This window comes from Gelidibacter gilvus, from assembly GCF_004115975.1.
GTDB lineage: Bacteria > Bacteroidota > Bacteroidia > Flavobacteriales > Flavobacteriaceae > Gelidibacter > Gelidibacter gilvus.
On the sequence record NZ_SDDZ01000016.1, the window covers coordinates 1 to 24610 of the forward strand.

Here is a 24610-nt window from a genome sequence, read left to right on the forward strand (position 1 = left end):
TTCTTGAACTTTTCGCCAAATGTCCGATTGTAATTTGTCTCAAAACCTTTTTTCAATCCATTTAAATTTGCCATTTTTGATTAGAATTATCTAACCCTAAACGGTCAACGTATTTCAGGCATCGACAGAATGTGGTGGTTAATAGATGATACTCAGATGGTAGATGGGGTTGTAATGACTAATAAAAATAAAAAATAAGTATTATAGGAATAACGAAGCGGGAAGCGTGAAGAAAAATAGATTGATTAATAGTAGTTATTCGGAAAGAATTAAAATGAAAAAATATATTTACATCCTGTTTACAATAGTGTTGCTATCATGCAACGCCAAGGTGATGCCGGATTGTTTACAGAATGCTGGGCCCATAATTCAAATGGAGATTCCTGTGTCAACGTTCAATAAAATCATCGTTTTTGAACGTGTGCAACTCATCCTTAAAGAAGCGCCAGAGTATAAAGTAATCGTAGAGACCGGCGAATATTTGAGGGATGATATTGAAGTGAAAATCGAAGATGATGTCTTGCTATTAAAAGATCATAACGCTTGTAATATCACAAGAGATTATGGCATTACTAAAATTTACGTCAGTGCACCCAATATTACAGATCTCCGATCGAGTAGCGGGTTACCTATTTTAAGTGATGGTATTTTAAACTACCCGAATTTGACTTTACTTTCAGAAGACTTTGATGCGGAAGGCGAATATCATACGGTTGGCGATTTCAGATTGGAGGTCAATTGCACCAATCTGCAGGTGGTGACCAACAACTTATCACATATCTATCTAAACGGAACGGTCGAGAATTTGGAAATCGGTTTTTATTCCGGTGATTCCCGTTTTGAAGGCAGGAACTTAGTGGCGCAAAACATCAGTATTTTTCAACGCAGTAGCAATGACATGATCCTTAATCCTCAGGCGTCTTTGCGTGGAGAAATAAGAAGTACGGGCAATGTTATTGTAGTCAATAAGCCTCCTGTTGTGGATGTCCAAACCTATTATAAAGGCCGTTTGATTATTGAATGACATATTATTCGATAGTCAGCTCCCTAAAAAGACTTTCTAGATTTTTGTTCTTTTGGTTGAGCTGTAAGATTTTTAGGCCGTTATCATGGGCAAAATCAAATACCATTGGACGCATATCTTTTTTTGTAGAAAAGGTTAATTCGTATATAAAGTCGTGTGTATTTTTGACATTTTGGATATGTTGTAAACGATTCATCAGGACATCTTCAACACGATAGTCAAATTCCACTTCAATAATTTGTTCTTGGTCGGCTTTTAAATCGGAAAGTTTTTTATCGGCCACAATCTCACCTTTATTGATGATGATGACGCGGTCGCATATGGCCTCCACTTCTTGCATAATGTGGGTGGAGAGAAACACTGTTTTTTCTTCGCCTAAGGATTTGATCAAATGTCTGATTTCGACCAATTGATTTGGATCCAATCCCGTAGTAGGTTCATCCAAAATTAATACTTCCGGATCGTGCAACAGGGCATTTGCCAATCCGACACGTTGTCTGTACCCTTTTGAAAGTTGACCTATCTTTTTGTGGGCTTCTGGTGTTAGTCCGGTAAGCTCAATAACGTCTGCAATCCGCGATTTTGAAACCTGATACACATCGGCATTGAATGCCAAATACTCCTTGACATACATATCTAAGTAGAGCGGATTGTGCTCTGGTAAGTATCCGACGCGTTTTTGAACCTCGCGAGCTTGGGTCTGAACATCAAAGTCGTTTACTTTTGCTTCTCCTTCAGAAGCATCAATATAGGTGGTCAGGATTTTCATCATCGTAGATTTACCAGCGCCGTTCGGACCTAAAAACCCTACAATTTCACCTTTATCTACTTTAAAGGAAACATTGTTCAGTGCCTTCTGATCGGCGTATAGTTTGGTGATATTATTGACTTCAATGGACATGATTCAAATTATTTGCTCAAAAATAAGCATTTTAGATATGTAATGATTTAACGAAATCGATGTATTATAAAAAGAATTGAAAAAACATTTTGTTTATAAAATTTATTCTCTACTTTAGCGAAATCAAATGATGAAAACAACAACTTACACATATCAAAACTGGTTTTATTTCTTTTTTAGCAAAAGGGACGAGACTTCGTATGTGTAATTTATGAACAATAAATTTAATATAAAGGTCTCGATGAAAATCGGGACTTTTTTGTTTTAAAAAGTTTTGAAACTTAGCTAAAATGATGAAAAATGTTACATTTAATTTATTCAACTCATGATTAAATCTGTTGCCATACAAGGGATTAAAGGGTCCTTCCACCATATTGTCGCTTTACAATATTTTGACAGTTCAATACAATATATTGATGAGTGCATGACATTTGATGGCGCCGTACAAAGTGTTTTGAGCAAGAAAACCGATGCGGTTATTATGGCCATCGAAAATTCGATTGCTGGTTCCATCATTCCTAATTATGCGTTGATTGATGATAATCAACTTCATATTATTGGCGAACATTATTTGGATATTCAGCATCATTTAATGGCCTTGCCAGGTCAGCGTATTGAAGATATCCACGAAGTGTATTCGCATCCAATGGCCTTGTTGCAGTGCAAACAATTTTTCAAAAAACATCCCCATATCAAATTGGTGGAGGATAAAGATACAGCCGAAGTGGCGCAACGGATTCAGCAAAAACAACTCAAAAATGTAGGCGCTATTGCCAGTCAATTAGCTTCAGAATTGTTTGAATTGGAAATTGTTGCTGAAAGTATCCAATCCATAAAACAGAATGAAACGCGATTTGTGATTGCAGTAACCAATAATTCTGAAGCTCAAGAAGTCCATATCAATAAGGCGTCTTTAAAATTTGACGTGGACCATAAACGCGGCAGTTTAGCATCCATTTTGAATGTGATGAGCGACTGTAGAATGAACCTCACCAAGATCCAATCCTTACCAATAATTGAAACCCCATGGAAGTATGCGTTTTTTGTGGATATCACATTCGATGCGTATCAGGATTATCAAAAAGCGAAATCAATAATGGAAATAATGGCCTATAACTTTAAGGTTTTAGGCGAATATAAAAATGCACGACAATGATCACTTTTGCAGATAGATTAAACACGGTAGAAGAGTACTACTTCTCAAAAAAATTGAGGGAAGTGAACTTACTGAAATCCCAAGGGAAACCTATTATCAATTTAGGAATTGGAAGTCCAGATTTAGAGCCACCATCTCGCGTCATTGATGCCATCACGGAAAGCATGAACGACGCTGTGGCACACAAATACCAAAGTTATCAAGGTCTGCCAGAACTTAGGGAAGCCATGGTAGGTTTTTACAAGGAACATTATGGTGTTTCTTTGAGTCCGTTGACTGAAGTGTTGCCCTTAATGGGAAGTAAGGAAGGCATCATGCACATTTCCATGGCGTTTTTGAACGAAGGCGATGAGGTGTTGATTCCAAATCCAGGCTATCCAACTTATGAATCTGTGACAAAACTCCTAGGCGCAAAACCTGTTTTCTACGATTTGTTAGCTGAAAATGATTGGTGTCCTGATTTTCTAACTTTAGAAAGAAGTGATTTATCTAAAGTAAAATTAATGTGGGTGAGCTATCCACATATGCCAACTGGAGCGACCGCTAGCAATAAAGTTTTTGAGGATATCATTGCTTTTGCAAAACGACACAATATTTTGGTGGTCAATGATAACCCATACAGTTTTGTGCTGAACGACTATCCGCGTAGCATCTTAAAATATAAAGGTGCGAAAGAGGTGTGTTTGGAGCTTAATTCGCTTAGTAAAACTTTTAATATGGCAGGATGGCGTGTTGGAATGGTATTAGGAAAAACAGAATACATCAATGCTATTTTAAAAGTGAAAAGTAATATGGATTCTGGAATGTTTTATGGCATTCAGAAAGGTGCGATTGAAGCTTTAAAATGTTCGAAAATGTGGTTTACAAGTTTGAATAGCGTTTATGAAGAACGCCGTCAAAAAGTATGGAAATTGGCAACCGCGTTAAATTGTACCTATGATGAAAATGCCACCGGACTTTTCGTTTGGGCAAAATTACCGCTACACCTTAAAGCCGAAGCCTATATTGATATGGTCCTGAAAGAGCATTCCATTTTTATTGCTCCCGGAACCATTTTTGGAAGCAATGGCGAAGGTTATATTCGGTTTTCACTATGTGCACCGATTGAGGAATTACAAGAGGCAATTTCAAGGGTGAGGTTAGGGGTTAGTGTTCGGTGATCCCGCCTCCGCAAAAGCTTCGGACGAGCAGGCAGTGTTCCCGCCTACGCAAATGCTACGGACGGGCAGGCAGTGTTCAGTATTCAGTATTCAGTTTGCAGGTTGCAATTGACATTAGGTATTGTAGCTCTTTGTAGAAAATTAATTATCGTAAATAATGTCCCAAAGGGGCGACATATTAGTAATGAAAAATATATACATCATAGGTGTGGGATTGATAGGTGGAAGTTTGGCCCTTGATATTAAAAAACACGATCATAAGGTAAAGGTTTTCGGGATTGATCATAATGAAAACCATTTGGAGGAGGCCATTCAGCTGAATGTTATTGATGCCAAAGCCACTTATGAAGACCTGAAAAATGCCGATTTGGTCATTTTATCAATACCCGTTGATGCGGCGGTGAATGAAATCAGGAAAGTATTGGATTTGGTTTCAGACGATGCCTTAGTGGTAGACGTCGGTTCTACAAAAGCTGAAATTTGCAAAGCCATAGAGGAACATCCAAAACGTAGAAATTTCTTGGCCAGCCATCCCATAGCAGGAACGGAATTTTCTGGGCCAAAAGCAGCAATCTTGGGATTGTACCAAAATAAGACCAATATCATTTGTGAGGTTGAGAAAACGGCTTTCAAACTTCAGGAACAAGCACTGAAGTTGTTTTCAGATTTGGGGATGCGCATCCGTTATATGAATCCTGAAGCTCACGATAAGCATATTGCCTATGTGTCACATTTATCGCACATCAGCTCATTTATGTTGGGTAAAACGGTGATTGATAAAGAACGGAATGAACGTGATATTTTCGATATGGCGGGAAGTGGATTTGCCTCTACCGTTCGATTGGCAAAGAGCTCCCCTGAAATGTGGACGCCAATTTTCAAACAGAACAAAGCCAACGTCCTCGAAACTTTGGATGAATTCATCATCAACCTCCAAAAATTCAGGGAGTTCATGCATGAAGATGATTTTGAGGCTATTTATTCAGAAATGAAAAACACGAATCACATCAAAGACATATTAAACGGCATACAGTAATATTAAATACCAAAAAATAAAGCACCAAATTCCAAAAATAAGTCGAACGGTATTAAAAGACTTGGAATTTTTCTACCTGTCAGCAGACAGGGAATTTTAAACATTGAAATTTTAAACAATTATGGAAAACACGAAAGAATTAAGAACATGGTTAGATGATTTGAAATTGGATCATCCCTTGGTCATTGCAGGGCCATGCAGTGCAGAAACAGAAGAGCAAGTATTGGGTATCGCCCATGAATTGAAAGATACAGATGTTAGTTATTTTAGAGCTGGAATTTGGAAACCACGTACACGTCCTGGAATGTTTGAAGGGGTTGGTGCGTTAGGTTTGAAATGGCTGCAAAAAGTTAAGGAAGAGACAGGTCTTAAAACCGCTACTGAAGTTGCCAATAGAGCGCATGTTGAATTGGCATTGGAGCATGATATCGATCTGTTATGGATTGGTGCACGTTCTACGGTGAGCCCATTTATTGTTCAAGAAATTGCAGATGCATTAAAAGGAACAGATAAGATTGTATTGGTGAAGAACCCTGTAAACCCAGATTTACCACTTTGGCTGGGTGCGATTGAGCGTTTGGCGTCGGCAGATATCAAAAGGCTGGGTGCTATCCACAGAGGGTTTTCAACCTATGAAAAAACAAAGTATAGAAATAATCCAGAATGGCAATTGGCCATCGAATTGCAAACACGATTCCCTGATTTACCGCTGATCAATGATCCGTCGCACATCACAGGAAAGCGTGACATGATTTTTGATGTGTCACAAACGGCCTTAGATTTGAATTTTGACGGCCTCATGATTGAGACGCATACCAATCCGGATGCTGCTTGGAGTGATGCTTCGCAACAGGTAACGCCAGAAACTTTGATTCAAATTATGAGAGATTTACGTATCAGAAAAGAATCGGATCCGGAAAAAGAGTTCAATGCCGAATTGAGTAATTTGAGAGCACAAATTGATGTGGTCGATAACCAACTTATTGAAATGTTGGGCAAGCGAATGAAGTTTTCTGATGGGATTGGCGCCCTTAAAAAACAAAAAAACGTTGCGGTTTTGCAAAGTAAACGTTGGAACGAGATTTTGGGAAATATGGTCTTGGAAGGTGAACAAAATGGATTGAGCGAAGAGTTTATCCTTAAGATGTTTAAAGCGATCCATCAGGAATCCATTAATCACCAAGAGAAAATTATTAATGGTTAGTTTTTAAAAAACAGAGGGTGTCTTAATTTTAAGACACCTTCTGTTTTATTTTAATAGATCTCTGAAAGAACTTAAAATTAATTTTTAGTATAACTTAATCTTCGCGAAGCTTTTCTCATAAGGACATTAATTAAATCCTCTGAGCTGCTTCCCAAACCTCCGTTTACCTTTTTGTTATAATTCCATAATAATGTGCCGTTTTCAGCATTATGAACACTCATGTTTATTAATGCACTATTTGTGGCGCCACCAAAACCCACAAGCAGACCTAATGCCAACGAGGCTCCTTCTGACATAGGTTTGTTAGTTTCAAAATCACCAGAAATTACGGAGTCAACACCAAGAATTTGAGCTAGTTCTTGTGGAGTGTAGTCCAATATATTATCATAATTGATGTCTTTTTTATTTAATATTGCAGTAGTGGTTCGCACGTCTTGAATGTCTACGGTCTTCATGTCACCTCTTTTTTTTCGTTTCAAGAACCAAGAGTACAATGCAGTTTGAATGCCTTCGCCTTCAGCTTTTTCCAAGCGATCTAATTGTTCACTTGTCATATCCTTCATTTGCTTGGGTCTTAATTTTACCTTAGTTTTAAATGGTACTATAGCTATGATTCGATGTGATTTAGCAATATCGTCAAATTCAGGATTTTCATAGAGATTGGTTTGGGCATTGACATTAATGAGAAATGCAAATAATAAAATTGGAACGTAAAAATTTTTCATAATAAGTAGTTTGGTTTAAAAATTAAGTAGCTAATATACATTTTTCTTTAATTTTAAAATCGTTATTTTGTTTACTAAATTTGATGCATGACAGGAACCGTTTATAAGTCCACAGGAAGTTGGTACACCGTAAAAACAGAACTCGGTGCATTTTATGATTGCCGTATTAAAGGAAAGTTCAGAATCAAGGATATCAAAAGCACCAATCCGATTGCTGTAGGCGATGTTGTGGGTTTTGACGTGGAGACCTTGGACAATAAGACTACCGGCATCATCCACACCATTCATGATCGGGAGAATTATATTGTGCGCAAATCGGTTAACCTATCTAGACAAACCCATATTATTGCCGCCAATATCGATCAGGTGTTTTTGCTCATCACCATAAATAATCCGCCAACATTAACCAGTTTTATAGATCGGTTTTTGGTTACCACACAAGCTTATCGCATAAAAACAGTTCTGGTGTTCAATAAAATGGATGCTTATGACGAGGAGAATGTAATGGAGGTAAAGTACCTATCTTCTATCTATAAAAAAATTGGCTATGAATGTATTGAAGTCTCAGCACTCACCGGAAAAAACATCGACCATTTAAAAGGGTTGATGAAGAATAAAACGAGCATGTTTGCTGGGCATTCAGGGGTTGGGAAATCGACTTTGGTCAATGCAATAGAGCCAGGTTTAAATCTGAAAACAAAGGAAATATCCATGCAGCACATGCAGGGACAGCACACCACAACGTTTGCTGAGATGTTTGATTTGAGTTTCGGCGCAAAAATAATCGACACACCTGGCATCAAAGGATTTGGAGTTGTAGATATGGACAAAGAGGAAATTGGCGATTATTTTCCAGAGTTTTTCGCTTTAAAGCATCAGTGTCGATTTAATAATTGTTTACATATTGAAGAGCCACAATGCGCTGTAAAAGAGGCATTGGACAAAGATGACATCTCTTTCTCTCGCTATAGAAGTTATCTTCAGATTTTAGAAGGAGATGATGAACATTATCGTACTGAGGAATGGATGAAATGAGTTGGTAGTAATCAGTTGGCAGTCCTCTTTTCTCAGTATATAGTTAACCAAATAACCTGCAAGGTTTCAAAAGAGCAATCATCATTTTAGATCTAAACCACCCAACAAGAATATAGGTTTTTATGAAAGCAGTTATCCAAAGAGTTTCTAATGCAAGTGTCACCATTGACCATAAACAAGTGGCATCCATTAATTCGGGTTTACTGATTTTGTTGGGTATCGTCAATGAAGATACTCAAGAAGACATTCAATGGCTGACCAGAAAAATTGCCAATCTTCGTATTTTTGAAGATGAAAATGGGGTGATGAATCGCTCGCTAATTGAAGTTGATGGTGATGCCATTGTCGTCAGCCAGTTTACACTCCACGCCTCCACTAAAAAGGGCAACAGGCCAAGTTATATCAAAGCGGCAAAACCCGATGTCGCAATTCCCTTATATGAAAGTTTCATAAAACAGATGCAAGAAGATCTCAGTAAGAAAGTGCAAACAGGTCAATTTGGTGCAGACATGAAAGTGCAACTCATAAACGATGGTCCAGTAACCATAATTATCGATTCCAAGAATGTTGAGTAATCATTTTGACATGTCCTAAAAAAGACTACTTTAGCCTATTAACATGACCCCATGATCAAAATTTACCGCTTAATTTTTGTTCTGGTTTTTCCTATACTCTGTTTTGCACAGGAGGATAAACTATTGAACTCCCAAACCATCCCTTCTACTTTAAGGGAAAATGCGAATGCCGTCGTGAGATGGGATGATTCACAAATTGAAGTTAAGGCTCCCAATAAAATGGTCCATACCAACAAACGGATTGTGACCATTTTGAATTCTTCCGGAAACTCTAAAGTCAACGCTTATTTGGGATATGATAAAGGAATTTCCATCAAAAAAATGGAAGCACGGATTTTTGATGCCCAAGGAAAAGAGATCAAAAAAATAAAGAGGAACGATTTTGAAGATGTCAGCGCAGTTGATGGCGGCACACTTTATTCAGACAGTCGCGTTAAATATCTAAGATATACCCCAATTGACTATCCTTACACCGTGCTTTTTGAGACCGAGGTTGAATACAGTTATACGGCTTACATAAGAAGATGGAAACCTATAGAAGGGTTTGCCACCAGTACTGAAAACAGCCGCTACGTGTTTCGTTATGATGCTTCCAACGAATTAAATAAATCTGAGACCAACTTTGAGAGCTTTGGCGTTATAAATCAATCCAAGCCTGGCGAAATCCATTATGAAGCCAACAATCTTAAAGCTATTGTATATGAAGCGTACAGCCCCAACCTCAAAGATATAACTCCCTACGCCATGCTCAATTTAAAAAACTTCTCCTATGAAGGTTATTTTGGCAGTTCAAATGATTGGGAAGGTTTAGGGAAATGGATGCATGAACAATTGCTGTTGGGAAGAACTCGCGTTTCTGATAAGACCAAAAATGAAATAAACGCTTTGGTGGCAGGTCTGGATGATCCGCTAGACAAGGCGAAAGTGGTGTATCAATATGTTCAGAATAACACAAGATATATCAGTGTTCAAGAAGGTATTGGGGGCATCCAACCTATTGATGCACTAAAAGTTGATGAGGTAAAATATGGCGATTGCAAAGGACTTTCCAACTATACCAAAGCCCTATTGGATCTTGTTGGTGTTGAATCCTATTATACAAGAGTTTTTGCGTCACCCGATAATTTAGTGGATATCAATAAGGATTTTGTCTCTTTTCTTGGGCAATCAAATCATGTCATTTTAAATCTTCCTTATCAAGGAACAAATATCTGGTTGGAATGCACAAGTCAAACCTCACCCTTTGGATATAGTGCCAATTTTACGGACGACCGAAATGTTTTTGTGATCAGGCCTGATGGCGGTGAAGTTATCCGAACCAAAATTTATACTGCTGCAGAAAATCTATTGGATACCAAAGCAAATATCGTCTTGACAGAAGATGGTGATATTGAAGCTAAAATCAATCTAAATTCCTACGGTACCCAATATGGCCATCACGTGGGGATTCAATACAGAACCTTAAAAGATCAAACACTTCATTATAAAGATTATTGGAGCTATATCCATAATGTAGATATTCTTTCAATGAATTACAACAACGATAAAGACACGATAATGTTTACTGAAAACATTGAACTGACTGCAAAAAAATATGCCTCAAAAACAGGTGATCGCTTGCTGTTGAGTCCAAATTTCTTCAATGTGCTTTCCAATGTGCCAACGCGTTACAGAGAAAGAAAACTGCCGTTTGAAATAGAACGCGGTTTTCATGATATGGATGAATATGTTATTTCCATCCCAGAAAACTTTGAAGTTGAAGCACTTCAAAATGACGTCCTTATTGAAAATAAATTCGGAAAATACAACTATTCCATTTCTAAAATGGACGACCATACCTTACTGTTCAAACGCAGTTTTATTTTGAATAAAGGTCATTATGTCAACACCGATTATGAGGATTTCAGGAATTTTTATTTAGAAGTTGTTAAACAAGACCAATCAAGAATTATCCTTATTAAAAAATCTTAGCCTCATGAAAAAAATCGCCTACCTGTTTATTTTTATCGCTTTTAACTGGACCAACGCCCAAGATTACCGATTCGGAAAGGTGTCCAAGGATGAACTTCAAGAATCCGCATATCCCGGAGATCCTGAAGCAAATGCCGCAATTCTATACCTGAATCAAAAAACATATTACAATTACGTGCAAAATGAAGGTTTTGTACAAATTACAGAAGTCTATAAGCGCATAAAAATCTATAATAAAGATGGTTTTGATTGGGCTACTGAAGAGATCGAATTAAGAGATGACGGTTCTAAACGAGAATCTGTGGTGAGTTTAAAAGCGGTAACCTACACCTTGGAGAATGGGAAGATAGAGGCGACCAAATTGAAGAAGGATGGCATGTTTGACGAAAAAAACAATAAATATTGGAAAACCTCAAAGTTTACCATGCCAAATATTAAAGATGGATGTGTGTTAGAATTTGAATATAAGATTACTTCTCCATACATAAGCATACGCGATATTAATTTGCAATATGGCATTCCAATAAAGGAATTGGATATGTACGTCAGAATTCCTGAATATTTTAATTTTAATAAATATGTGAATCCAAGAGCAACATACATCCCAAATATTACTAATTCAGAGGTAATGAGGACGGAGGTGCTTCATCTTAAAAACACTGGAATTGGGGCTAACGGATTTGTTAAATCGAACAATTCAAGTGAAAATTGGGAGTTCAAAGAAAACAAAACGGAAATAAAACTTAAGAATGCACCTGCGCTTAAAATCGAGAATTATGTCAGCAATCTAAATACCTATAGGACCAAATTAATATGGGAATATGCATTTTCTAAGGAAGCAAATGGCCTAATTACAAATTATGCGTCCACTTGGGATCAGGTTACAAAAACAATTTTTGATGACAGCGGCTTTGGAGGGCAGTTAAAACAGACCAATTATTTTGAAGAGGATATTTCAGCGTTGATCAAAGGTGTTGCCAATGATTCTGAAAAAATCAACCTTATTTATAATTTTGTAAAATCGAAAGTGAAGTGGAATGACTATAATGGTTATACGACAGATAATGGTGTGAAAAAGGCCTATAAAGAAGGTGTTGGCAACGTAGCGGACATCAATCTAATGCTCACTGCCATGTTGCGTTATGCCAAAATAAATGCTAATCCCATGTTGGTCAGTACAAGAAGTAATGACATTCCGGTATTTCCTGCTACTGGTGGCTTTAATTATGTTGTTTCTGCCGTAGAAGTACTTAACGATGTCATTATTTTGGACGCCACCGATAAGTTTTCAACCCCCAATGTGCTTCCAGTAAGAGCAATTAATTGGCAAGGTAGAATCATTAGAGAGGCGGGCACATCAGCTTGGTTCGATCTTAGTCCTAAAGAAACAGTCAAAGAGAATACGTCCTTAAATGCGAAAATTAATGAGGATCTTTCTATTGAGGGTAAGGTCAGAGGACAAATGACCTCATTTGCGGCTAAGAATTTTAGGAGTAAATATGAGAATTTCAATACCGAAGAAAAATTGAAGGCTCTTGAAAAGGATAAGGGCGAGATAGAAGTGTCGAATTATGAAGTTACTGATATGGAGGTAATAGATAAACCGATCATGTATGTTTATGATTATAATCTGAAGAATGGCCTAGAGCAAATAGGCGATAAAGTATTTCTAACCCCAATGCTGTTTTTTGCGCCAAAGGAAAATCCGTTTAAGGAAGATAAAAGAGAATATCCAATTGATTTTATATATGCATTTAACGATAGATACATTATTAATGTGATCGTTCCTGACGGCTATGCTGTGGAGTCCATCCCGGAGAGTTACGTGGTTCAATTCCAAGGAAATGCAGGAGAGTTTAAGTATGTTGCAAAGGTAAATGGTAAGATGTTACAGTTTTTAATTTCCTTAGATTTGAATCAGTCCTTCATTCTTCCGGATGAATATGCTAATTTCAAGCAATTCTATCAGGGCATCACAGAAAAGCAAACAGAGAAAGTAGTACTTAAAAAAATATAAAATGGAACTTAAAAACTCACAAAAGATAGTAGATGATTGGATCAAAACACATGGCGTCCGATATTTTAATGAGTTGACCAACATGGCACAGCTTACCGAAGAAGTAGGTGAAGTTGCCAGGATTATTGCGCGTCGATATGGCGAACAGAGTGAAAAAGAAAGTGACAAAGACAAGGATCTTGGTGAGGAATTGGCAGATGTAGTCTTCGTCGTTCTGTGCTTGGCCAACCAAACGGGAATTGATCTTCAGGCTGCTTTTGACAAAAAAATGGACTTAAAAACAAAGCGGGATCACGACAGGCATCATGGGAATGAGAAGTTGAAATGATTTTTATGAATTATGAGTTATGAGTTAGGAGTTAGGAGTTATGAGTGATGAGTGATGAGTTTTTGAAGATGTAAATTATTCTTTTCATCAATCGTCAATCCACAATCCACAATCCACAATCGTAAATCGTTCTAAGGTTTCCTTTGTGAAACTTCGTGCTTCTTTGTGTCACTTTGTGGAATAGCTTTTCTATTTTCGCAAATCGCAAATCCCGCTTTCGCAAAAGCTGCGGACGGGCAGGCAAAAATCGTAAATCCCGCCTTCGCAAAAGCTGCGGACGGGCAGGCAAAAATCGTAAATCAAAAATCATCAATCGTCAATCCCATGTTGTTAGCTCTTCACAAATCTACCATCGTAGAAAATCCTCCAAAAATAGTCATCACAGGTTCAAAAAGTGAGTCGAATAGATTGTTATTGTTGCAAGCACTTTATCCGGAATTACAGATTCTAAATGTCTCCAATTCCGACGATTCCGAAGTGATGCAAAAAGCATTAAAATCAACTTCAAACCTTATTGATATCTCTCATGCAGGTACTGCCATGCGTTTTTTAACCGCTTTTTTTGCCACACAAGAAGGAAGGGAAATAACTATTACAGGTTCTGACAGAATGAAGGAGCGACCAATACAAGTGTTGGTTGAGGCCTTAAATGCCTTAGGAGCCGATATTTCCTATTTGGAAACGGAAGGTTGTCCACCTTTAAAAATCAACGGGAAGTTGTTGTCAAAAGAACACGTGTCTTTAAAAGCCAATGTGAGCAGTCAATATATTTCTGCGTTATTATTGATTGCCCCAAAATTAAAAAACGGATTGGAATTGACCTTAGAGGGTGAAATCACATCCGTACCTTATATTAATATGACCTTGGATTTACTCGATCAAATTGGAGTTAAAACCAGTTTCGAGAATAATAAAATAAATATTAGTCCGCTTGAAACCCTGAACGCGCATCAACAACCGTTAACGGTAGAAAGCGATTGGTCTTCGGCATCTTATTTTTACAGTATTGTGGCATTAAGTCCCGTGGGAACTGAAATCACCTTATCCTCCTACAAAAAAGATAGTTTGCAGGGCGATTCAGTTCTGTCAGAAATCTATACGGATTTTGGTGTAGAAACTAAATTTGGCGAGAATGCCATAACTCTTTTAAAGAAAGCTGAATGCCAGCTGAAAACTATCACTTGCGAGCTTAAAAACGCGCCAGATATTGCTCAAACCATTGCCGTAACCTCTTTTGGACTCGGAATAGGCTGTTTTTTAACAGGTTTACATACGCTAAAAATAAAAGAAACGGACAGACTTGTAGCTCTAAAAACGGAACTTGAAAAGTTAGGCGCACAGGTTTCCATAACTGAAAACAGTTTGTCGCTAGAACCTAATCAATTGTTTTCGTCTGAAGCTAAAGCCCAGTCAAATAAAGGGTTGGGAGAGGTTATAGCTACTTATCATGATCACAGAATGGCCATGGCATTTGCCCCTTTAGGGCTCAAAACAAATCTCCAGATTGAAGATGCGATGGTGGTTTCAAAATCCTATCCCACCTTCTGGGATGACCTCAAAACTGTAGGATTTAAAATAACAAAATAATAAACGGTCATTTACTTGACAAGGCCTACTTTGAGATTGTATCTTTGCAGCCTGCAAAAATCTATACAAATCGAGCTATGAAACACTTATAACTAGGTTTTAAAGGAATGATTTGATAGAAAAGGGTATTCTTAAGATTTGTTGGCAAACAGATCTGATCATTAAAAACACATAAATACATGAAATTATCCCACTTTAATTTTAAACTTCCTGAAGAATTATTGGCTGAGCATCCAACAGAAATTAGAGATGAATCCCGTTTGATGGTTTTGGATCGAAAAAAACAAACTATTGAGCACAAAACTTTTAAGGATATCATTGACTATTTTGATGAAGGAGACGTCATGGTTCTTAATAACACAAAGGTTTTTCCAGCCCGTTTATACGGTAATAAAGAAAAAACAGGAGCAAGAATTGAAGTCTTTTTATTAAGAGAACTTAATGAAGAACAACGTTTATGGGATGTTTTGGTTGATCCGGCCCGAAAAATACGAATTGGTAACAAGCTGTATTTTGGAGATGATGAAACTTTAGTGGCTGAGGTGATTGACAATACAACATCCAGAGGACGTACTTTGCGTTTTCTTTACGACGGGTCTTATAAAGAATTTCGTCAAAAATTGACATTACTTGGAGAAACACCACTTCCTAAATATATCAAAAGAGAGGTAGAGCCAGAAGATGAGGAGCGCTACCAAACTATTTTCGCAAAAAACGAAGGCGCAGTTGCTGCTCCAACCGCAGGTTTGCATTTTTCTAAACATCTATTAAAACGTTTGGAAATTAAGGGTATCGAGTTTGCTGAGGTCACACTTCATGTTGGCTTGGGAACTTTTAATCCAGTTGAAGTAGAAGATTTGTCTAAGCATAAAATGGACAGTGAAGAAGCTTTTGTTACCCAACAAGCTGCGGATATTGTTAATGATGCCAAAACTCGTAAAAAAAGAGTGTGTGCTGTAGGTACAACTGCCATGAGAGCTATTGAAAGTTCAGTATCATCAAGTGGAACGCTGAATGAGTTTTCAGGCTGGACCAATAAATTCATTTTTCCACCTTATGAGTTTAGCATTGCCAACTGCATGATTACGAATTTTCATACACCAAAATCTACTTTATTGATGATGGCTTCTGCTTTTGCAGGCCATGATTTCATCAAGAAGGCTTACGATGAGGCTATTAAGGAAAAATACCGTTTCTATACTTATGGGGACGCGATGTTGATTATTTAATTAGCAGATTGATAGAAATACGGCCTCATCTTTTTGGATGGGGCTTTTTTTTTAGTCGGCAGTCTGCAGTAGGCAGTAGGCAGTCAGCAGTTTGACAGTCAGTTGAAATTTGAAATTCAATTTCAATTTCGAATTCAACTTCAATTTCAACCAGACTTTCTCAAATTATACCCTGACCTTGTCTCATATCGTCAATCCTTTCATTATTTTTGCATCAGCAATGGAAACAATTAAAAAAGACATACGCGCATTATCGAAAGAGCAACTTCGTGAATTTTTCGTCTCACAAGGCGATAAGGATTTTAGAGGTAATCAGGTCTATGAATGGCTGTGGAACAAAGGCGCCCACAAGTTTGAGGACATGACCAACATCTCTAAAGAAACACGACAGATGTTGGAAGAAAATTTTGTCATCAACCATATTGAAGTGGACCAGATGCAACGCAGCAATGACGGCACCATTAAAAATGCAGTACGCCTGCATGATGGTTTAATAGTCGAATCTGTTTTGATTCCAACAAAGAAACGTACCACCGCCTGTGTGTCCTCGCAAGTTGGTTGTAGTCTCGACTGTAAATTCTGCGCTACCTCGCGACTTAAACGTATGCGGAACCTGAATCCTGATGAGATCTTTGATCAAGTTGTGGCTATTGACAAACAAAGTAGATTGTATTTCAATAAACCTTTGACGAACATCGTATTTATGGGTATGGGAGAACCTCTCATGAACTATAATAACGTATTGAAGGCTATTGACAAGATTACCTCTCCAGAAGGTCTTGGCATGTCTCCTAAGCGAATTATCGTTTCAACTTCGGGCGTTCCTAAAATGATCAAGAAAATGGCCGATGATGAGGTTAAATTTGGTCTTGCCGTTTCTTTGCATTCTGCAATTGATGAGATCCGTACCTCTATTATGCCATTTAATGCAACATTTCCACTGGCCGATTTAAGAGAGGCTTTAGAGCATTGGTATGCCAAGACAAAAAACCTCATTACCTATGAGTATGTGGTTTGGGATGGCATCAATGACACTAAAAAAGATGTGGAAGCCTTAATAGAATTCTGTAAATTCGCCCCCAGCAAAGTCAATTTAATTGAATACAACCCTATTGATGATGGCGAATTCCGACAAGCGGATAACGCTGCAATTGATATGTACATCTCGATGTTGGAAGCAAACAATATTACCGTTACGGTAAGACGCTCAAGAGGCAAGGACATTGATGCCGCTTGTGGCCAGTTGGCAAATAAGTCTTAAAAGAGCTTATTCCTATTTTATATGTTGAAATTATCACATAAAATTCAGCTTTCTGAAATTTTAGATAGTATATCATTCCCATTTTTAGTACGTTTGTTATAGAAATCCGCATGACGACCTCCATTTGAAAATTGACGAACAAATAAAGCAGCCCATTGCCTATGAAATGGAACTTTTCGAACAAAAGTTCCTACTTTCCATGTCTTCTAAAGTGGCGCTTTTAAATAGAATTACCACCTTTATCGTCAATAGAAAAGGCAAGCAAATGCGACCAATGTTTGTGTTTCTTGTCGCTAAAATGGTCAATAATGGCAATGTCAGCGAACGGACCTACAGAGGTGCTGCAGTCATAGAGTTGATTCATACAGCCACCTTGGTACATGATGATGTGGTAGACGATAGTAACAGAAGGCGTGGTTTCTTCTCCGTCAATGCCTTATGGAAAAACAAAATTGCCGTGCTTATTGGCGATTATCTATTGTCTAAAGGTTTACTGCTTTCCATTGATAATAACGATTTTGATTTGCTTAAAATAATTTCCGTAGCCGTCAGGGAAATGAGCGAAGGTGAGTTGCTGCAAATTGAAAAAGCACGTCAATTGGACATCACCGAAGATGTTTACTACGAAATCATTCGACAAAAAACTGCGACGCTCATAGCTGCCTGTTGTAGTCTTGGTGCGGCTTCTGTAAAGCCTAACGCTCCGGATGTGGAAACCATGCGCAAATTTGGTGAACTCATCGGGATGGCATTTCAAATTAAAGATGATCTATTCGACTATGGCAATGAAGCCATCGGAAAGCCTACTGGTATTGATATTAAGGAACGTAAAATGACCCTCCCACTTATTTATGCCATTAATAATTCTACAAAAAAAGAAAAGTCTTGGTTGATCAATTCGGTCAAAAACCACAATAAAGACAGAAAGCGTGTTAAAGAAGTTATTGCATTTGTGAAAAGCAAAGGCGGATTGGAGTATGCTGTTTCTAAAATGCTTGAATTTCAGGACGAAGCGTTATTACTTTTAAATGCTTATCCGGAATCACAATTTAAATCGTCTTTGCTACTCATGGTCAATTATGTGATTGACAGGAAGAAATAGGTTTTGAGCTTGAATTGCGAAGTACTTCACTTTTTCAAAATAAAAAATATTTAATTCATCGCTATAACCTACTTAAAATCAGTCATGTTCGATTTGTTTTTAAATAATTCAATAAAAAAACAACTCGCTTAGGCAACCTTTTACTTGATTTTTGCGTCTTTATAAATAGAAGACCTAATAGAACCAATTTTTGAAAGTCATTCAATTACATAACAACAATATCGAGCTCATAAAAAAAGCAGCAAAAAACAATCGTGAGGCGCAACATGTGCTTTATGAAGTGCATGCGCCAAAAATGTTGAGTATTTGTAGATATTATGTAAAGGATATTCAAAAAGCGGAAGAGGTCATGCTCAACGGATTTTTCAAAGCTTTTGTCAACTTAAAGAACTTTAAAAATGAAGGTAGTTTTGAAGGTTGGCTCAGAAGAATCATGGTCAGGGAAGCCATCTCATTTTTAAGGCAAGAAAAGAAGATTGAGTTTTCAGTAGAAACCTTTGATATGGATCATCAGCAAACCAATAACATTGAAACGGCAATTGAAGTGAATGAGATCCAACAGCATATTGACGCATTGCCTGAAGGTTATAAAATGGTTTTTGTCATGTATGCCATTGAAGGCTACAAACATCATGAAATCGCAAACTTGCTGAACATCAATGAAGGTACCTCAAAATCGCAATTGTTTAAAGCGCGTCAACTTTTGCAACAAAAGATTAACATGTCTAACATTGTAAATAATGGAACAGATGAAATGGGAAGATAATATAAAGGAAACGCTTGAGAAAAGAACGATTAAGCCCACTCATAAATCATGGGATGCCTTGGCAAGTAAACTGGATGCCTCCGACAGAAACAAGAGTAAAAAAATCTATTGGTGGATGGGTATGGCAGCAAGTGTTGCAGCGATACTATTTACGGCGACTGTTTTTTTTAACGGGAATGGAAACGAGATTCAAGCCCCAGTTATAGTAGATACACAAGAACAGATAGATGATCAACTCATTCCGATGGAGAAATTGCCAGTGGAAATACAAATAGCAGAAGCTCAACAAGCTGATGAAAGTCCAGAGCAAATCGATAAAACCACCACTAATAAAGAGCTTGTAAAAAAACAGAACGATTTAACGCCAACAATAAAGCAGAACAGTTCCGTTGCTAAAATCGAGAAAGAAATAATTGAGCCATTAGATACAAATCTTCAAAATGAAATTTTAGAAGATAAAAAAGTCACGGAAATTGTTGCTCAAATTCAGGATTTAAAAAGTAAGGGTCAAACGATAACAGATGCTGATATTGATGCGTTGTTAGTCCAGGCTCAGAAGGAAATTAGGTATCAAACCATGACACAGGGCGGTACCTTAATTGTAGATGCAAATGCGCTGTTACAGGATGTTGAAGCTGATTTGCAGCAATCATTCAGAAATAAAATCTTTGAAGCTTTGAAAAATAGTTATGAAACCGTAAAAACTGCAGTTGCGGAACGAAATAATTAAACCAATTCCTGCGAAGGCAGGAATCCCAACAGTCAAAATTAATCATCAATCAAAAATCGAACATTATGAACACAATCACAAAACTCGTTGTGCTGATCTCCTTATGCTTAATTACAGGCACATCACATGCTCAGGACACGCTCCAGAAAACAAAAAGTCAATTAAAAATTGAAAGTTTACAGGAGTATAAAGAAGTTATTACCCAAGAGGAAAAAGCATTTCTAAAAACTGAAGTAGAGACGATTAATCAACGTCTTGAAAACAAAGAAATTACCCAAGTGGAAGCCGAGGTTTTAAAACAAGAGATGGCTAAAAAAAGAGCTTTGAACATCGAAAATCGTATCGCTATTATTGACAGCCAGATTGAACTTATTACACGTAATCCCGGCTATTATCCATCTACACAATCTCCGGAAAATGAAGTTATTATCTCCATTGGAAAGAAAAAGGGATTGTATATTAAAAGTAAGAACGAGCCGCCTAAATATGACATTAGAACTAGCAATCAATTGCTATTTGCCATCGGCTTCAATAACACCATAATTGATGGTGAAAGTTTAGACGATTCACCTTATCAATTGGGGGGTTCTGGGTTTGTGGAGTTGGGTTGGCTATGGAAAACCAGACTTTTAAAGAACTCGAATTTCGTAAGGGTCAATTATGGGCTGTCCTTTCAATGGAATAAATTATCTATAAAAGACAACCAATACTTTGTTGCGAACGGCGACGAAACCACCTTGGAAACCTTCCATTTGAATTTGAAAAAATCCAAATTCAGAACCACCAGTTTAGTTGTTCCAGTTCATTTTGAGTTTGGTCCATCAAAGCTACTGGGTTTTAATGACCGTATTAGATATCAAACCCATAAACAATTCAAAATAGGTCTAGGTGGATTTGCAGGAGTCAACTTAGCGACAAAGCAAAAACTGAAATATAAAGAAAATGGAAATAATCAAAAGGATAAATTTAAATCAGATTACAATACCACCAATCTTGTTTATGGTGTAAGTGGATACATTGGTGTTGGTGATTTTAGTATTTACGCTAAATATAATCTCAACGATTTATTCAAAGATCAAGCTATTGCTCAGAATAATGTGTCATTGGGGTTACGTTGGGATTTCCAATAAAAGTCTGGTAAATAGAACTTAATAAATTTGTGTTAGTCAAAAGAGGTATTGAAGTTCTTCAATGCCTTTTTTCATTTTGAGCAACTTTGGTCTTATCTATTCAAACTCTTTTTTTGATGTTTTTTGCTTAATTAATGTTCGCTCCAATTTTGAAAATGCTGATTTATTCGTTCCTATATTTTATCATAATATCTTTAAATAATTCTGCGGTAGTTGGTGGGGTATAAGAAATGGCATTTGCGCCCGATTCAATTGCTAGCTGAATCGTGTCGTCGGTTTTACCGCTAGTAGCTATAATGGCCACATCATTATCAATGTCTCGTATTTTTTTGATAATATCTGCAGTTTTTTCAGCACCTGAAACATTAAAAATATCCACACCGGCCAAAATACGTCCCTTGATATCGTCCTTTTCGGAAACTACCGTGATGACTATAGGGATATCTATTTTATCTTTTAATTTTTTTATCAAATCATTAGGCGTTGGTTTGTTTAATACGACTCCCAATGCCCCTTGAAATTCTGCGTCTATGGCAAGGTCAATCGACCGGTTTCCTGTAGTAATGCCGCCACCTACACCACAAAATATAGGCTTGTCTGCTGCTAAAATTAGGGAATGCGAGATTAAAGGTTGTGGTGTAAATGGATAAACTGCAATAATGGCGTTCGCGTTTGTATTGCGGATAATAGCCACATCAGTGCTGAATAAAAAAGATTTTAATAGCTGTCCAAAAACTTGAATTCCTGAACATGTATTAATGATTTCTGGCACTTCTACGATGTTAGTTCGTAATCTACTTGTAAAACGCGGTATTTTTCTCATAGGTTTAAATTTAATTGTTAGTCCCAACCAGAATGTTTTAAATAGTATTAGCTTGGGTAAACTCGGGGCGCATATGCTAATCAGAGCATAAACGAATATCGACTAATTCCCGAACACCCCAAAACGTAACATTAACCTTTTATTTAATTTCTTTATAGTATTTTTACAAAAAATTACATCTACAACTTTGATTTCAAGATCCACTATAGACCAAATATTTGAAACCGCCCGGGTTGAGGAGGTGATTGGCGATTTCGTCAATCTTAAAAAATCCGGGAGTAATTTCAAAGGACTGAGTCCGTTTAGCGATGAACGTTCACCAAGTTTTATGGTAAGTCCCGTAAAGCAGATCTGGAAGGATTTTAGTAGTGGTAAAGGCGGAAATGCGGTGACTTTTCTTATGGAACACGAGCATTTTACCTATCCTGAAGCTCTTAAGTACCTCGCCAGAAAATACAATATTGAGATTGAGAAAACTGAGCAGACCAATGAGCAAAAGGAAGTTGCCAATGAGCGGGAAAGCCTCTATTTGGTCAATGAGTTTGCCAATACCTATTTTCAAAGAACACTCCATAAAACAGATCAAGGAAAATCGATTGGACTGAGTTATTTCAAGGAACGCGGATTTACTATGGATACCATCAACACCTTCAGTTTGGGGTACTCCTTAGATGAATGGCAGGGCTTTACTGACGAAGCCTTGAAGAAAGGCTATCAATTGGAGTTTCTTGAAAAGACTGGATTGACCATTGTCAAAGAAGAGAAGCGTTTTGATCGGTTTAAGGGTCGGGTCATGTTCCCCATCCACAGTATGAGTGGAAGAATATTGGGTTTTGGAGGTCGAATTTTGGGTGCCGATAAAAAGGCTGCAAAATATCTGAATTCTCCAGAAAGTGATGTCTACCATAAAAGTAAAATTCTGTATGGTTTGTTTCATGCCAAACAATCCATCGCCAAAGAAGACAATTGCTTTTTGGTAGAAGGTTATACCGACGTCATCCAGTTCCACCAATCGGGTGTTAAGAATGTGGTGTCATCCTCAGGAACTGCGTTGTCACCAGAACAGATTCGTTTGATCAATCGGTTGACCAAAAACATCACCGTTCTTTTTGATGGTGATGCAGCAGGTATTAGAGCGGCGGTTAGAGGGATTGATTTGATTTTGGAACAAGGCATGAATGTTAAAGTATGTTCCTTTCCAAACGGTGCCGATCCGGATAGTTTTGCGAGACAAAATACCCCTGAAGAGCTGGCCACTTATCTTGAGGATCATGCGAAAGATTTTATTCAGTTTAAAGCGTCTTTGTTGGTTGAAGATGCCAAAAATGACCCTATAAAAAAGGCAGATACCATTCGGGAAATTGTCAATAGTATTTCTAAGATTCCTGATCCAATAAAACGGGAGATCTATGTAAAAGAATGTTCCAATATTATGGACATTAGTGAGGCAGTTTTGTTTAGTACCTTGGCGCAAATTGGTAAAAAGGAAACCCAAGAAGCCAGTAGACAGCACAGAACGGAGCAAACGGCTTTTGAGGTAGTCCGCTCAGAACAGCCTGCCAAAAAAGTGAATCACCAATATATATTGGAGCAGAAAATCATCGAAATTTTATTGCTTTATGGCAATGAAACAGAAGAATTTGAAGACTTGGTTATGAAAGAAGACGATGCTGGCGACTTAAAAATGGAACCGGTAATCCATCAGGCAAAAGTGTTTGAGAAAATTTATCTGGATTTACAGGAAGATGAAATGCAGTTTTCTGATGAGCAATTTCAAAATCTTTATTATGTGATTATTGAGGCGCTTCATCAGTCTAAAGAGTTTCAATTGAAAGATTTCATTAACAAACTGGATCAGAAAATGGCCAATGAGGTCACTTCTATTTTGATGAATGATGAACGTTATAGCCTACACGATTGGGAGCGTAACCATATTATTCCGAAAGACAAAGATAAATCCATTTCACAATTAGTCACTCAAACAATCTTGAGTTTAAGGTGCTTTTTAATCGACCAAAAGGTGATGGAATACAAAATGGAAATAGCCCAGCCCCAAAACAATAGCATGGGAATCCTGGAAGACGTCCGAGATTATCTTAGATTAAAAACCCTCTTATCCAAAAAATTGGGGAAAGTAGTTGGCAGTAAAATTTAAACGGTGCCCATATGCTGCGCTTGATGGATCAGATCTACTAAATTGGTGACATTCAATTTCTTGAAAAGTCGAGCTTTATAGGTACTGACCGTTTTTTCGTTGATATCGAGTTCCAAAGCAATTTCTTTGTTTTTCTTACCCGTAGACAGCAATTTCAAAACTTCAACTTCCCTTGTGGATAAGCGTTTGTAAAGTTTGCTTTTCGTATTGCGGGTGTCATCAAAGTGCAAATGTTTCTCCATATTGGCACTCAAATATATACCGCCGTTATGTACCTTAATGATGGCGTCCCTAATGGTTTTTGTGTCGACCGTTTTTGAAAGATATCCAGATGCTCCAGCCTTTATACTGCTGATGGCATAGATTTCTTCAGGGTGATAACTGAACATGATCACTCTTAAATTTTCGTGTTCTTTTTTAATGGCTCTTAATGCGGTGATGCCATTAAGTTCGGGAAGATCAATTTCAGAAATGATCACATCTACGGGATAGCGTCTTATAAATTCAAAGATTTCGATGCCTGTACCTACAGTTCCGACCACTTCAATTTCTGGATCTGATTCAAAAAGCAGTTTTAAGCCTTTTCTTACAATGGGATGGTAGTCTACAACCAATACCTTAATCATAATTTATTGTTTGTTAGTTAATTAAGTTAGTCTATACACTTAAGAAGGTAAGTTTTAGATTGTGGAGAT

22 protein-coding genes are annotated in these 24610 nt (G+C 37.4%); 18 read left to right on the top strand and 4 right to left on the bottom strand.

The features are described 5' to 3' along the window. Positions 1–274: 274 nt before the first annotated feature. Positions 275–1024: a head GIN domain-containing protein gene (locus tag ESZ48_RS17035; protein ID WP_129018712.1), complete on the top strand. Its 750-nt coding sequence runs from the start codon at positions 275–277 to the stop codon at positions 1022–1024. A gap of 4 nt (positions 1025–1028) precedes the next feature. Here the strand turns inward: ESZ48_RS17035 and gldA are convergent, their stop codons facing one another. Next, on the bottom strand, positions 1029–1925 hold the full coding sequence (gene gldA, locus ESZ48_RS17040) for a gliding motility-associated ABC transporter ATP-binding subunit GldA (RefSeq protein WP_129018713.1): 897 nt from the start codon (positions 1923–1925) through the stop codon (positions 1029–1031). 325 nt (positions 1926–2250) lie between these two features. On the opposite strand from gldA, the gene ESZ48_RS17045 reads away from it, so the two are divergent. From ESZ48_RS17045 to ESZ48_RS17060, 4 genes are all read left to right on the top strand, one after another. Further along, positions 2251–3081 carry a prephenate dehydratase gene (locus ESZ48_RS17045; RefSeq protein WP_129018714.1) on the top strand — a complete coding sequence of 277 codons (831 nt, stop codon included), beginning with the start codon at positions 2251–2253 and terminating at the stop codon, positions 3079–3081. Continuing rightward, complete coding sequence (locus ESZ48_RS17050) at positions 3078–4241, top strand: pyridoxal phosphate-dependent aminotransferase (protein WP_129018715.1); 1164 nt, start codon at positions 3078–3080, stop codon at positions 4239–4241. The genes ESZ48_RS17045 and ESZ48_RS17050 overlap by 4 nt, the downstream gene beginning before the upstream one ends. Positions 4242–4425: 184 nt before the next feature. Beyond that, positions 4426–5277: a prephenate dehydrogenase gene (locus ESZ48_RS17055; protein WP_129018716.1), complete on the top strand. Its 852-nt coding sequence runs from the start codon at positions 4426–4428 to the stop codon at positions 5275–5277. A 121-nt stretch (positions 5278–5398) separates the two neighbouring features. Then, complete coding sequence (locus tag ESZ48_RS17060; RefSeq protein WP_129018717.1) at positions 5399–6481, top strand: bifunctional 3-deoxy-7-phosphoheptulonate synthase/chorismate mutase type II; 1083 nt, start codon at positions 5399–5401, stop codon at positions 6479–6481. 77 nt (positions 6482–6558) lie between these two features. Here ESZ48_RS17060 and ESZ48_RS17065 read toward each other — a convergent pair whose 3' ends face one another. After that, positions 6559–7206: a hypothetical protein gene (locus ESZ48_RS17065; protein WP_129018718.1), complete on the bottom strand. Its 648-nt coding sequence runs from the start codon at positions 7204–7206 to the stop codon at positions 6559–6561. Positions 7207–7293: 87 nt separating this feature from the next. Between ESZ48_RS17065 and rsgA the strand changes: the two genes are divergently transcribed. The 12 genes from rsgA (at position 7294) to ESZ48_RS17125 (ending at position 20937) form a co-directional block, all read left to right on the top strand. Then, positions 7294–8241 carry a ribosome small subunit-dependent GTPase A gene (gene rsgA / locus ESZ48_RS17070; RefSeq protein WP_129018719.1) on the top strand — a complete coding sequence of 316 codons (948 nt, stop codon included), beginning with the start codon at positions 7294–7296 and terminating at the stop codon, positions 8239–8241. Between the two features lie 122 nt (positions 8242–8363). Then, positions 8364–8816: a D-aminoacyl-tRNA deacylase gene (gene dtd, locus ESZ48_RS17075; RefSeq protein ID WP_129018720.1), complete on the top strand. Its 453-nt coding sequence runs from the start codon at positions 8364–8366 to the stop codon at positions 8814–8816. A gap of 51 nt (positions 8817–8867) precedes the next feature. Next, complete coding sequence (locus tag ESZ48_RS17080; protein WP_223266493.1) at positions 8868–10787, top strand: DUF3857 domain-containing protein; 1920 nt, start codon at positions 8868–8870, stop codon at positions 10785–10787. Between the two features lie 4 nt (positions 10788–10791). Continuing rightward, positions 10792–12804: a DUF3857 domain-containing protein gene (locus ESZ48_RS17085; protein ID WP_129018721.1), complete on the top strand. Its 2013-nt coding sequence runs from the start codon at positions 10792–10794 to the stop codon at positions 12802–12804. Position 12805: 1 nt separating this feature from the next. Next, on the top strand, positions 12806–13132 hold the full coding sequence (locus ESZ48_RS17090; RefSeq protein WP_129018722.1) for a nucleotide pyrophosphohydrolase: 327 nt from the start codon (positions 12806–12808) through the stop codon (positions 13130–13132). A 324-nt stretch (positions 13133–13456) separates the two neighbouring features. Further along, on the top strand, positions 13457–14719 hold the full coding sequence (locus tag ESZ48_RS17095; RefSeq protein ID WP_129018777.1) for a 3-phosphoshikimate 1-carboxyvinyltransferase: 1263 nt from the start codon (positions 13457–13459) through the stop codon (positions 14717–14719). A gap of 179 nt (positions 14720–14898) precedes the next feature. Further along, complete coding sequence (gene queA, locus ESZ48_RS17100; RefSeq protein WP_129018723.1) at positions 14899–15948, top strand: tRNA preQ1(34) S-adenosylmethionine ribosyltransferase-isomerase QueA; 1050 nt, start codon at positions 14899–14901, stop codon at positions 15946–15948. 220 nt (positions 15949–16168) lie between these two features. Next, positions 16169–17209, top strand: coding sequence for a 23S rRNA (adenine(2503)-C(2))-methyltransferase RlmN (gene rlmN, locus ESZ48_RS17105; RefSeq protein WP_129018778.1), 1041 nt, complete (start codon positions 16169–16171; stop codon positions 17207–17209). A gap of 124 nt (positions 17210–17333) precedes the next feature. After that, on the top strand, positions 17334–18311 hold the full coding sequence (locus tag ESZ48_RS17110; RefSeq protein ID WP_129018724.1) for a polyprenyl synthetase family protein: 978 nt from the start codon (positions 17334–17336) through the stop codon (positions 18309–18311). Positions 18312–18501: 190 nt separating this feature from the next. After that, a complete protein-coding gene (locus ESZ48_RS17115) occupies positions 18502–19077 on the top strand; it encodes an RNA polymerase sigma factor (protein ID WP_129018725.1) in 576 nt (191 codons plus the stop codon). Then, a complete protein-coding gene (locus ESZ48_RS17120; protein ID WP_129018726.1) occupies positions 19052–19807 on the top strand; it encodes a hypothetical protein in 756 nt (251 codons plus the stop codon). The genes ESZ48_RS17115 and ESZ48_RS17120 overlap by 26 nt, the downstream gene beginning before the upstream one ends. A gap of 65 nt (positions 19808–19872) precedes the next feature. Continuing rightward, positions 19873–20937, top strand: coding sequence for a hypothetical protein (locus tag ESZ48_RS17125; protein ID WP_129018727.1), 1065 nt, complete (start codon positions 19873–19875; stop codon positions 20935–20937). Between the two features lie 163 nt (positions 20938–21100). Here the strand turns inward: ESZ48_RS17125 and ESZ48_RS17130 are convergent, their stop codons facing one another. Next, positions 21101–21760, bottom strand: coding sequence for a beta/alpha barrel domain-containing protein (locus ESZ48_RS17130; protein ID WP_129018728.1), 660 nt, complete (start codon positions 21758–21760; stop codon positions 21101–21103). A 187-nt stretch (positions 21761–21947) separates the two neighbouring features. On the opposite strand from ESZ48_RS17130, the gene dnaG reads away from it, so the two are divergent. Continuing rightward, positions 21948–23915, top strand: a complete 1968-nt coding sequence (gene dnaG / locus ESZ48_RS17135; RefSeq protein WP_129018729.1) for a DNA primase — start codon at positions 21948–21950, stop codon at positions 23913–23915. On the opposite strand, the gene ESZ48_RS17140 is transcribed toward dnaG, so the two are convergent. Beyond that, positions 23912–24541, bottom strand: a complete 630-nt coding sequence (locus ESZ48_RS17140; RefSeq protein ID WP_129018730.1) for a response regulator transcription factor — start codon at positions 24539–24541, stop codon at positions 23912–23914. The two genes, dnaG and ESZ48_RS17140, sit on opposite strands and share 4 nt — an antisense overlap. Positions 24542–24610: the final 69 nt, after the last annotated feature.